The organism is Ensifer sp. Root278 (assembly GCF_001429285.1).
Classification (GTDB): domain Bacteria; phylum Pseudomonadota; class Alphaproteobacteria; order Rhizobiales; family Rhizobiaceae; genus Ensifer.
Genome location: NZ_LMJJ01000043.1, coordinates 210920 through 222493, shown reverse-complemented (window position 1 = coordinate 222493; position 11574 = coordinate 210920). Strand labels below are relative to the sequence as shown.

Sequence of the window (11574 nt, the reverse complement as noted above, 5' to 3'; positions counted from 1 at the left end):
ATAGCCGCGCAATGGCGTTGGGCGTTTTCGACCAACACATTGAATTTTCTTAGTGAGAGCGTTGTCAGCCCGTGGCGCTCAGCCGGCAGCCTGCCAGTGGAGCGATCCCGGCTCCTCGCGAAATGCGAAGCGCAGAAGGTGGCTTTCGATGACCGACTTCGTGTCGGCGAGATCGGCCTCGCCGGGCGATCGGGCGCGGATGCTCAGGCCATCCGGTGTCGCCTGGAGATAACCGGTCCCGCAGGAGAACCGGAGCTCGGCGCGATCGCCAGCCTGTTCGACGTCGATCTTGTGGGCGAAGTGCTTGCAGAGTTGCGTCAGGTATTTCTGGCCGTCGTCCGTTGCAAAATGGGTGGTCGCTTCTTGCATCTGGAACTCCTGTTTCGGCTTTCACTGGCTCGGGCGGCCCTTGGGTGGCCGCCGTCGCGTCTTGAGGCGACTGCCGCGGGGAGGACGCGGCAGCCACGATTGCGGACCGTCGGCCTAGAAGGTCGCTCGGGCGGTCAGGATGAAGGAACGGCCGGGTTCGTAGAGCGGCGTCACGTTCCCGAACTCCTGGCCGTAGGTCGCCCGGTCCGAATAGGTTTCGTCGAAGATGTTCTTGAGCTCGGCCCGCAGTGTCAGGTTTGGCCGTTGCGGCGGTACATATTCGACAAAGGCGTTGAAGACCTCGTAGCCCTCGAGGGGCTTGCTGCCGGCAGCGACGTCGTCGTAGTCGAGCGCAATCTCGGCGTCGGCACCGAAGGTGACGCCCCAGTCGGCCAGCGTGTGGATCGCTTGGAGCGTGATGATCTGGCCAGCGGGTGCTGCGAGATAGGTGCCGAGGTCGGAATCGGCAGGCTTGCCGTCGATCTCGACGTCGATATTGGCGTATTTCACCTTGAAATAGCCATCACCCCAATTGTAGCCGCCACCGATTTCGAATCCGCGAGAGCGAACATCATGGGCGGCGATGCCGAGGTCTGCCCGGAAGCGCGGTGCGCGCGCATCATCGAGATCGGTCTGGAAGACACTGCCCTCGACTATGAAGCCGTTGTAGTTGGCCTCCAGTCCCAAGATGTAATTGTCGGCCGTTACCGGCTTCGGACCGTTGCCATAGTCCCAATTGGGATTGATGATGAAGTTCTCGGCAAGCGGAATACCCGCCCAGACATGCGAGTAGCCGGCCTTGGCGATCAAGAGATCCTCGATGAGATCGTATTCGCCCGAGACGTTACCGCTGAAGCCCGAGCTGGTCCATTTCTCCCCCGTCGTTCCGGTAAAGTGCTGGTTATCCCCTCTCGCGCCAAAGGAAAGGCGTGTCCTCTCCCAGGGTTCTAGCCTCGCCTGCGCGTAAATGCCGACATTGCGCGCCTTCTCGGTACCGGGATCGTAGAGATCCTCAAGCTCCGCCTTGTCGCTGTAGAAGTCGATGCCGGCAATCACATTGCCAATGTCGAAAGGGAACTTGTTCTCGAACTTGCCGTTAAAACTATCCGACGTGCCGGTGGCGTCATAGGTCTTCGGAACGCCCGGTGCCGGCTTCGGGAAGATCGGCAGATCGACCTCTGTCTTGCTGTAGGCAAGCAGGAGCTTCGGGTCCCACCACCCTTCCGGCGTGCTGTCGGTATAGGTGAACACGGTGTTCTGCCGGTCGAGCGTATAGTCGCGGATGCGTGGCTCCCACGGCTTGGGGTTCGAAATCGAACCCACATTGGCGCGGAACGGCCGGGGTGCATCGTCATTGATACGGTCGTGGCTGATCTCGAAACGGTCGCCACTGTCGAACTCGTAGGCGAGCTTGCCGAGGCCGCTCAGCAGATTGGTGCTCGTGCCTTCGACCTCCTTGCCGTTGCCGGCGGTGAAATCGTTGCCCTTGCCGAAGTTGAAATAGCCCAGGAACTCGAGCCCTTCATGCATGCCATAGGCAGAGAGGCCCGTGGTCACCGTGTCGCTGTTGAAATTGTAGCTCGACGTGACGAAGCCACCGAAGCTATCGGCATCCAACAGGTCGCGCGGATCAATCGTTTCATAGGCGATCGCACCGGCGAGCGCTCCCGGGCCTGCATCGGCCGGGGCAACACCGGCATCGACGCTGACGGCCTTCAGGAGGCCCGGATCGATGAGGTTCGTGCCATTGTGATGGAAGACCTTGTTGTTCTGGCGGCCGCCGTCCATGGTCACGGCAAGGCTCGTTTCCTCGATCCCGTGGACATAGACCTTCTGCGACATCGGCAGCGAACTGCCGACGGCTATGCCCGGCTCCCCTGAAAAGACGTCGGCAATGTTGGCGGGGTTCTTCAGCTTCAGGTCCTCCGACGAGATGACGAGCTCGCCGGCGCCGAGCGGTCCACTGCCAAAGGCGGAAATCGGGTCGAGGACGGTGGCGCCGGAAGCATCCACGCCGTCACCGCTGCCGGCCGCCGTCGCCGAGCCGATCAGCGCCGTTCCGCCCGATACCCTGTAGGAGATGCCCGTGCCTGAGAGCAGCTGCGCCAGGGCCTGCTGCGGCTCCAGCGTGCCGCTGACGGCGGTCGAACGAATGCCCTCGGACGTCGCTGCAGCCAGGGTCACCTGCAGGCTGGATTGCCGGCCAAAGGCATTCAATGCCCTCGCCAGCGGTTGCGACGGAATGTTGAACGTGCGGGCGGTGCTGATGCGCGACGTCGTCTCTTGGGCGGAGGCGACGGAAAGGGGCATGAAGGCAAGGGAGGAAAGCCCGACGATCGCCGTCGTTGTCAGCAGGCGCAGTCCTGCATGGCTATATCCTGCATTGAAGGAAAGATGTCCCTTGCGGCATTTCGGCGAACTCATTTTACCCCCGTCTCGATGATCAGCGCGCTGCCTCTCGGGCAGGCGCTTCGGACCAAAGACGACGGGCTCCGGATTTTTTTTCACCGGTCCGCGATTTTTTCTTGAATTTTTGAGTCCAAATTAAAATTGCGTCAGAACGCGGCCATAGGATGTCACCTCGCGCACCTTGCCACCAAACGGCTGCACCAACGCCTGAAGAGCGTGATCGGGATCCGTGAGATCATAGACGCCCGTTACCCGTCGCGCCGCGAGGTCGGATTGCGGGATGGAGATCCAGGCGGAATGGTAACGTTGCAGCCGCTCGGTGGCAGCGGCAACGGTGACGTTGTTGACGAACATCTTGCCGCTGCGCCAGGCGCCGATCTCTTCGGCCGCGATCGCGCTTCGGGTGACAGCACCCGTCGCATGCGCCACCGTCGCCATTTCTCCCGGCGCGAGTTCGAAATTCTGCTTATGGTTTTCCCCGCTGTACGAAACGGCCACCGTGCCGTGGGCGAGCTCGACCGTTGTCTCCGTACTCGCAAGCTGCACGTCAAAAGAGGTGCCGAGAACCGAAACCTCCACGCCGCCGGCATCGACGACGAACGGACGCGACGGGTCGCGTGCAACATCGAAATAGGCCTCGCCCTTGAGAAGGCGGACGTGCCGGGCCGCGGTGTTGATCTCGGTTGCGATGGCGCTGCCGCCGCCCATTTGGATAGTTGTGCCGTCCTCCAGCGTGATCGTCCTGCTCTCAGCGGTCTCGGTCACATGATCGGCCTGCCACCACACCAGCAGCGACGGGAGCGCGACGAACAGCACCAGGCAGGCGGCAAGCGCCATGACTGCGGTGCCGGCAACCAAGGTTCTGGCCGCCCAGCGCTTCGGTTGGCCGGTGGTTGCCGCAGATGAAACCAATGGCGTGGCGCCGCGCCAAAGGTGCTCATGAACCGGCGGCGTTTCTCCGAGCAGCTGCCAGGTTTTCAACGCCGTCTCCCAGGATCGGGCATGCAGCTCCGACCTGCCTAACCAGGTCCGGAATGCGACTTCCGTCTCCCGACAGTTCGGACGCGCCTTCAGTTCGAGAAACCAGTCCATGGCCTCTTCGAGCAACGCCTCCGGTATCTGGTTGTCCTTTGTCAAAGTTCTGCCTGCTGGTTACGTGTTCGACGAGACACTATAGCGCCGCGCGTCTTATCAGACGCGCAAAGGTCGCTGTAGCACCTTGAATTGCTGCATGTTTTTGTCCTTTAGTCGGGTACGACTAAAGGCAACATGCAGTAGCGGAATCATTCGGTCTGTCACAAAGACGAATTGCTTCGGATTTTTTTTCACGCCGGCCCAAAATTCTATGAGGCATCGCCCGCCAGAGTTGTCGCCACCCGCATCATGGCGGTGCGAACATGGCGATGTGCGGTTGCGACCGAGATATTCAGGTGGGCGGCGATTTCTTCCAGGGTGTATCCACCGAAGCGGTGCATCTCAAGGGCAACACGAACGTCCGTGGGAAGATCGTCGAGGACGCCGGAAATGCGCCGGATCTCGTCGGCCACCACGGCAATGTCTTCGGGCGTCGGCATCTCGATCGGCATCGACCAGAACGGCGGCTCGTCCTGTTCCTCCCGCGCCTCTATCTTCCGACGCTTGAGAAGATCGAGGCACAGATTGCGGACGATCCTGTAGAGATAGGCAGGCGAGAGGCCCTGGGAACCATTGTCGGTGTTGGCCGGCGCGAAGCGGATGAATGCCTCCTGCACGATGTCTTCGGCAGTCTCACGCGACCCGACGATGCGCGTGGCATAGGCGACCAAAGCGGTACGATTGGTGAAATAGACCTGATGGCGCGTTTCCATGTCGACCAAGGCGTCTGATCCGAACAAAACAACTTTGATGTGGCGTCCAGCGTCGTTCGCACTGCTTGCCGCGACGCGATCGGTGGACCGGGTGGCCAAACGAACGCGACGTCTCTTAGCACGCGTAAATAAACTTGTCTGTAATAGTCATGTTATTTTTCCAGCCAATTGCCTCGACGCCTCGCCGCCGAGCCTGAGCGTCCTTGGCCGGAGACCGTATCCCGTTGCAGAAGCGGAACTTTTCGCTCCGAGGGCGGATTACCTATCTGAGCGCGAACCGTGTCAACCGGACGCGGCAGGGATGGCGAACATGGCGGTTTTTCCGGTTTCTCGCCATGGCCAACGAAACGGCAGTCGAGCGCCCAACCTGTCCGGTTCGTCTCACTTTCTCATCGAGATTCAAGGCGCAACATCCGCGCCCCCGCCCTCGACACGCAGCTCTCTGACGAGCTCGATCAACGCCCGGAGCTTTGCCGGTACGTGTCGCCGGCCGGAGAAATAGAGGCAAAGGCCGTCATAGGGTGGCGTCCAATCCTCGAGAACCTGCACCAGCCGTCCGGCAGCGACGTGCTCCTGGACCGCATAGTCGGAGAGATAGGCCAGCCCTGCGCCACACAGTACCGCCTCGAGCATCAGCCCGCTCTCGTCCAGAATGAGCCGTCCGGGCACATCGATCTCCACGCTCTCGCCATGACGCGAGAACTCCCAGTGATAAATCCGGCCGCTCGCCATGCGCGCCCGAATGCAAGTGTGATTCACGAGATCGGCCGGTCGCTGAGGCGCCGCCCTCTCCCGGAAATAATCCGGCGATCCGACGACGATCATGCGCGACTGGCGCGTGACCGGCACTGCGATCATGTCCGGCGGCACCGCCTCAACCAGCCGGAAGCCGGCATCGAAGCCGAGGGCGACGATGTCCACCAGCGCATTGTCGGTCGCCACCTCCACCGCCATTTCCGGAAAGCGCCGGAGATATTCCATCAGCAGCGGCTGCAGCACCATGCGTGCCGCTCCGGGCGAGGTGTTCAGCCGAAGCGTCCCGGTCGGCCGCGACCGGGATTCCGTCACCCTCTCGACGGCACCGTCGATCGCGGCGAGAGCCGGCAGGACCTCGGCGACGAAGGCCTCGCCCGCCGCTGTGAGCGCCACCGACCGGGTCGTCCGGTTGAACAGGCGGACGTCCAGCCGCTCCTCCAGCGCCGACACGGCATGGCTGAGCGCGGAGGACGAAACGCCGAGTTCACGGGCAGCGGCCCGGAAGCCGCCGAGCCGCGCGATCGTCGTCACCGCCTCTAGTTCGGACAGACTGGGTCTCATTGCGCTATTTTCCTCATCAACCTGTCTATGATTGATGATCTTATCCTAGCGATGCTTCCGGCGCATATCCCCTTCATCGCAACAGGAAACCGAACGATGAAGATGATCGAGCAGATCTATGTCGATGGCGCTTTCGTTACCCCTGAGGGCAGCGAGCGCTTCGAGCTTTTCAATCCCGCCACCGAGGAGAAGATCGGCGAGGTTCGTCTCGGCGATGCGGAAGACGCCCGCGCCGCGATCTCAGCCGCCAGGCGCGCCTTCCCCGCGATGCGGCGCACGACACCGGCCGAGCGCATTGCCATGCTGCAGGCGCTGCGCGACGCCGTCGCTGCGCACGCCGATGCCTTGCATGAGGCCATGGCGACCGAATACGGCGCACCGCAGTCCTTCCTCGCTTTCTCAGTGCCGCATGCTTCGCACGTTTTCGAGGTCGCCGCGAAGACCGTGGCTGGCTATGCCTTTACCCGGCAGATCGGCAACGCCGCGGTCGTCATGGAACCGGTTGGGGTTGCCGCCGCCATCACCCCCTGGAACAGCAACATCGGCTTCATCTGCACCAAGCTCGCCACCGCAATCGCGGCCGGCACGACGATCGTGATCAAGCCGTCGGAAATGAGCGCCATCCAGACCCAGACTCTGCTGGAAGCGCTGCACGAAGCCGGTCTGCCGCGCGGCGTGCTCAACGTCGTCAATGGCTACGGCCATGTCGTCGGCGCCGAGCTCAGCCAGAACCCTGGCATCGCCAAGATCACCTTCACCGGCTCGACCACGACCGGACGGACGATCCTTCGAACCGCGGCGGAGAGCTTCAAGCGCGTAACATTGGAGCTCGGCGGCAAGGGGCCGCAGATCCTGCTCGACGATGCCGATCTCGACCACGCCATCCCGCGCGTGCTTGCTTCCGCCTTCCGCAACAGCGGCCAGGCCTGCATTGCCGGCACCCGGCTTCTGGTGTCGGAGCGGAGACTAGCGGAAGTGACCTCGCGTCTCGCCACCGCCGTCTCGGCATTGAAGATCGGCCCTTCGAGCGACCCGACCTCGGATATCGGCCCGATGGTCAGCGCCAGACAATGGCAGCGCGTCCAGTCCTATATTCGTCTCGGTCAGGAGGACGGAGCAAAGCTGCTTGCCGGCGGCGAAGGTCGCCCGCAAGGGCTCGAACGTGGCTGGTTCGTTCGCCCCACCGTTTTCACCGATGTCACCAACGGCATGCGGATCGCGCGGGAAGAAATCTTCGGCCCCGTCCTCAGCGTTCTTTCCTATCGCAACGAAGACGAGGCGATCGCCATCGCCAACGACACGGACTATGGCCTGCAGTCCTACGTTCTCGGCACCAATGTGGAACGCATGCGCCGCGTGGCCAGCCGGCTCGAGGCCGGTCGCGTGGTCCTCAACGAGGCGCCGGCAGATGCCCAGGCTCCCTTCGGTGGCTTCAAGCATTCCGGCATCGGTCGCGAATTCGGGCCCTTCGGCCTCGAAGCCTTCCTCGAGCCGAAGGCGATCATTGGCTGAGCGGCAATCCCCGTGTTTCAGGCGACCTGCGCGCCGGCCTTCGGCGCGCTTGCCAAAGCGACCGTATTGCGGCCCATGTGCTTTGCCTCGTAGAGAGCCGCGTCTGCTTTTTGCAGCAGCTTTTCAAGCGTCGTCTCAGTCGCAAGCGCAGAGGCGACGCCCAGGCTTGCCGTCACGCACCCATTGCCAAGTCCGCGATGGGCAATGGCGAGCCGTTCGATCGCCGTGCGGATACGCTCGGCCATCGCCAACGCCTGCAGCGGCTCCCGATCCGCCACGAGCACCAGCATCTCCTCCCCGCCGAAACGGAAGACGAAGGAGGCATCATCCACCGTGTCGCGGATGCAGGCGTCGCCCTCGATATGGCCGTGAACGTCGTTGAACCGCTTGAAGTGGTCGATATCCAGCAGGATCGCCGAAACCGGCGCCAGGCGAGGCGCGTCGTTCCACAGCATCTCGCCAACCCGCGCCAGCGAGCGGCGGTTCAACAGTCCCGTCAGTTCATCCCGTTCGGCATTACGCTCAAGCTGACGATAGAGAAGGATTCCTCTCAACTGGTTGAGAAAATTCTGCCTGTCCTTCTGCTCCAGAAAATAGGCGCTGACCGCCAGGAAGATCGACAGCGTCAAATAGAAGGTGATGATGCCGGAATAGGTGACATCGTCGAAGGCGCCGGTCAGGCGCGTGGTGGTGAAATGGGAAGCGCACAGCAGCGCGAGCCCGATCACGACGGCAAAGAAGCGTGGCCGCAAGGCAATGACGAAGAACAGGAAGGCGGCGGAGTTGCCGTTCTGATAGACGAACAGGTAGGAACTGGCGCTCTGCGTGGCCGCAGCCATCGGCAAGGTGACGCCCAGCACGGCGATCGCCACCGCCAGAACGTCGTAGAGAAGCGCATCCGGCCAGCGGCGCACGGCCAGGATACAGCCGATGACGAAAGGCGTGAACACCAGGAAGCGGACAACGAGCAGCTCGTTGAACACGTCGGGCAGCATCGTACGATCGCCGAAATAGACCAGATCGTAGATGAAAACGCCGATCACGCCCCAGATCACCGCGAGCCGCACACGCTCGGCCGCATATTCCTTGCGGAACAGCGCCTCGATCTCCGGCGAGAATTGCAGATAACGAAAGCCGCGCGCGATCTGGTTCTCTACCTGGTCTAGCGTGACAACGCCCATTACCAATTTCCCCGGCTGCGGAAGGACTCCAGCAAGCTAGCAGAGAAAACTGAATATTCGTCTAAAGTTAGATCGGTTCGCCTGCGCCGGGCGTTGCAGGCACGGTCAGTCTTCGGGCACCTTGATCAGGACCGTCTCGTCGGCCTCGATCGGCCTGCCATCCTGTGTGCGGATGTCGAGCTTCACAGGCAGTCCTGTTTCTTTTTCGACCAGCAGGGAATGCTCCTCGCCGGGCTGAAAGAGGTGCCTTTCGCCGAACTGGCGCAAGGCGACCATCACAGGAAAGAGGTCCCGGCCCATCGCCGTCAATTGATACTCGACCCGCGCTTTCGCCTCTCCGACGGGAACCGTCTCCAGAATGCCGCGATCGACGAGCGTGCGTAGGCGCTCCGTCAGGATGTTCTTGGCAATGCCGAGGCTCTTTTGAAAATCGCTAAAACGCCGGAGCCCGTCGAACGCATCGCGCACGATCAGCAGCGACCACCAGTCGCCAATCGCGTCCAGAGATCGCGCGCTGGGGCAGTAGTCTCCCTTGAGGCTTCTGCGCGCCACCATACGAACTCTCCTCTCTCGCGGCCACGAGATTTTGGTTGCATTATGAAACCAAATCGGTATCCATAAATTTGGTTTCATTATTAAACCGAAATAAGGAAGAAGTCCAATGGATGGTGGAGCTGCTGCGGCGTCGATCGACGCCGCAAACGACGCTGCGCGCCCAAATGCCGGAGATGCCACGGCATCACTGTTGACGCGCCCGATGATGACACTCTTTGCCCTCGCCTCTGGCCTTGCGGTCGCCAACGCCTATTTTGCCCACCCCCTGCTGGATGTGATGGCCGCGGATCTCGACCTTTCGCAGACCAGCGCCGGCTTGATCGTCGGCGCGACGCAGATCGGCTACGCGCTCGGCCTGGTCCTGCTTGTTCCTCTTGGCGACCTTTTCGATCGCCGCAAGGTCATCATCATTCAATCCCTGCTTTCAGTGGTCGCGCTCGGCTTCGTCGCCCTTTCGGCCAACGCCGAAATGCTGATGGCCGCGATCGCGGCGGTCGGCATGCTGGCCGTCCTGACACAGGCGCTGGTCGCCTATGCGGCCAGCCTGGCCCAACCGTCAGAACGCGGCCGGGTGGTGGGGTTTGTCACCAGCGGCATCGTGATCGGCATCCTCTCCGCACGCACCGTCGCGGGCCTTCTGACGGATCTCTCCGGCTGGCGATCGGTCTATCTTGCATCATGTGTCGCAACGCTCTTGATCGCCGGCCTGCTGTACAGGTTGTTGCCGCACCAGAGACGGGAAACGAGCAAGCTCAGCTACCCCCGCCTTGTCGGCTCCACCTTCAAGCTGATCTGGGAAGAGCCGGTGCTGCGCACCCGCGGCGTGATCGCCATGCTGATCTTCGCGAACGTGACGACCCTGCTCACCCCGCTTGTCCTGCCGCTGAGCGCACCGCCCTTCTCCATGTCGCATACCGAGGTCGGCCTCTTCGGTCTGGCAGGGATCGCCGGGGCTTTGGCCGCTTCTCGTGCGGGCCATTGGGCCGATCGCGGATTTGGCCAGGCGACGACGGGGATTGCACTCGCGCTTATGCTCATCGCATGGCTGCCGATCTCATTGCTGCATCACTCGATCCTGTGGCTGATCGCCGGTGTGCTCGTCCTCGACTTCGGGCTCCAGGCGGTCCACGTGACCAACCAGGCCCTGATCTATCGCGTCCGTCCGGAAGCGCAGAACCGACTGACGGCAGCCTACATGCTCTTCTATTCGCTCGGCAGCGCGATCGGATCCTCTCTCTCCACGGTCGCCTATACGCATGCGGGATGGAACGGCGTCTGCCTGATGGGCGCGGCGATCAGCCTTACCTCGCTGCTCTTCTGGCTGGCGACAAGACCTACGGGATCCAAGCATGCGGAAGACGCGCAGCGTTGAACGGTTGAGTGAGCTGCGACAGCGCGGACCGAGGTTGGCTCAGCCAACGAGAAGGCCCCGCACGATGGCGGGGCCTCTGAGGGAACGGTCGACCGCCGCTCCTCGACGCTTATGCGGCCGGTTCAAAGTCGGTCGAGAGGGACACGGCACGCCATTGGGCAAGGATTTCTGCGTCCGATGCGTGCTTGGCTTCGATCGTGGCCACCGTGTCGCTGCCAAGCGGCAACCGCACCGGCGGATTTTCGGCATCAGCGAACGAGATCAAGACCTCTGCCAGCCTGTCGGGATTGCCCGGCTGGTTATGGCTGATCTCCTTCGCCTTGCTGCGAACGAAGCCGGCCGTCTCGGCATAGTCCTCGATCTCGATCGGGCTGATGCCGAGTGAGGTCGAGTCGAGAAAGTCGGTGCGGAAGTAACCGGGTTCGATCGCCGTCGCATGGATACCGAGCGGGGCAAGCTCTGCTGCGAGCGCTTCGGTCAGGCCTTCAACGGCAAACTTCGTCGAGCAATAGACCCCGAAGCCAGGGCCGCTGCGATAGCCGCCGATCGACGAGAAGTTCAGGATGCGTCCCGAACGCTGGCGGCGCATGTGCGGCAGCACGGCACGGGTGACGGCCAGCAGGCCGAAGACGTTGGTGCGATACAGGGCCTCGATCTCGGCACCGCTTGCCTCTTCGACCGCACCGAGCAGTCCGTAGCCGGCATTGTTGACCAGAACATCGATCCGGCCAAAGCGGGCGATCGCCTGCCCGACGGCCTGATGCGCCTGGGACTCGTCGGTAACATCGAGCGCTACGGCCAGAAGGTTGGGCTGTTTGCCGAAACGCTCGGCGATCGCCTTCGGATTGCGCGCCGTCGCGACGACCTGATCGCCCTTGGCGAGTGCCTTCTCAACGATGAGAGCACCAAATCCACGGGATGCTCCGGTAACGAACCATGTATGCATGTGAACCTCCTGTTTGTTTCGCCGCTCCATCGTCGGCGGCTGAGAAGGTTTTACCGCGCTCCATCT

The 11574-nt window shown here is 62.2% G+C and carries 10 protein-coding genes; 2 read left to right on the top strand and 8 right to left on the bottom strand.

The window, feature by feature from the left end:
- Positions 1 to 78: 78 nt before the first annotated feature.
- The 5 genes from ASE60_RS30245 to ASE60_RS30225 form a co-directional block, all read right to left on the bottom strand.
- The gene (locus tag ASE60_RS30245) at positions 79 to 369 is read right to left on the bottom strand and encodes a DUF2218 domain-containing protein (protein WP_057255291.1); all 291 of its coding nucleotides are present in this window, start codon (positions 367 to 369) and stop codon (positions 79 to 81) included.
- A 114-nt stretch (positions 370 to 483) separates the two neighbouring features.
- Complete coding sequence (locus tag ASE60_RS30240; protein WP_057255290.1) at positions 484 to 2793, bottom strand: TonB-dependent receptor; 2310 nt, start codon at positions 2791 to 2793, stop codon at positions 484 to 486.
- Between the two features lie 120 nt (positions 2794 to 2913).
- A complete protein-coding gene (locus tag ASE60_RS30235; protein ID WP_057255289.1) occupies positions 2914 to 3915 on the bottom strand; it encodes a FecR family protein in 1002 nt (333 codons plus the stop codon).
- A gap of 206 nt (positions 3916 to 4121) precedes the next feature.
- Complete coding sequence (locus ASE60_RS30230) at positions 4122 to 4625, bottom strand: sigma-70 family RNA polymerase sigma factor (RefSeq protein WP_057255543.1); 504 nt, start codon at positions 4623 to 4625, stop codon at positions 4122 to 4124.
- A gap of 399 nt (positions 4626 to 5024) precedes the next feature.
- Positions 5025 to 5942: a LysR family transcriptional regulator gene (locus ASE60_RS30225; protein WP_057255288.1), complete on the bottom strand. Its 918-nt coding sequence runs from the start codon at positions 5940 to 5942 to the stop codon at positions 5025 to 5027.
- 96 nt (positions 5943 to 6038) lie between these two features.
- On the opposite strand from ASE60_RS30225, the gene ASE60_RS30220 reads away from it, so the two are divergent.
- A complete protein-coding gene (locus tag ASE60_RS30220) occupies positions 6039 to 7454 on the top strand; it encodes an aldehyde dehydrogenase family protein (protein ID WP_057255287.1) in 1416 nt (471 codons plus the stop codon).
- A gap of 17 nt (positions 7455 to 7471) precedes the next feature.
- On the opposite strand, the gene ASE60_RS30215 is transcribed toward ASE60_RS30220, so the two are convergent.
- On the bottom strand, positions 7472 to 8635 hold the full coding sequence (locus ASE60_RS30215; RefSeq protein WP_057255286.1) for a GGDEF domain-containing protein: 1164 nt from the start codon (positions 8633 to 8635) through the stop codon (positions 7472 to 7474).
- 105 nt (positions 8636 to 8740) lie between these two features.
- Positions 8741 to 9190: a helix-turn-helix domain-containing protein gene (locus ASE60_RS30210; RefSeq protein WP_057255285.1), complete on the bottom strand. Its 450-nt coding sequence runs from the start codon at positions 9188 to 9190 to the stop codon at positions 8741 to 8743.
- A gap of 106 nt (positions 9191 to 9296) precedes the next feature.
- Here ASE60_RS30210 and ASE60_RS30205 point away from each other — a divergent pair, with 106 nt between their 5' ends.
- Positions 9297 to 10562, top strand: coding sequence for an MFS transporter (locus tag ASE60_RS30205; protein WP_057255284.1), 1266 nt, complete (start codon positions 9297 to 9299; stop codon positions 10560 to 10562).
- Between the two features lie 109 nt (positions 10563 to 10671).
- Here ASE60_RS30205 and ASE60_RS30200 read toward each other — a convergent pair whose 3' ends face one another.
- The gene (locus tag ASE60_RS30200) at positions 10672 to 11508 is read right to left on the bottom strand and encodes an oxidoreductase (RefSeq protein WP_057255283.1); all 837 of its coding nucleotides are present in this window, start codon (positions 11506 to 11508) and stop codon (positions 10672 to 10674) included.
- Positions 11509 to 11574 lie beyond the last annotated feature (66 nt).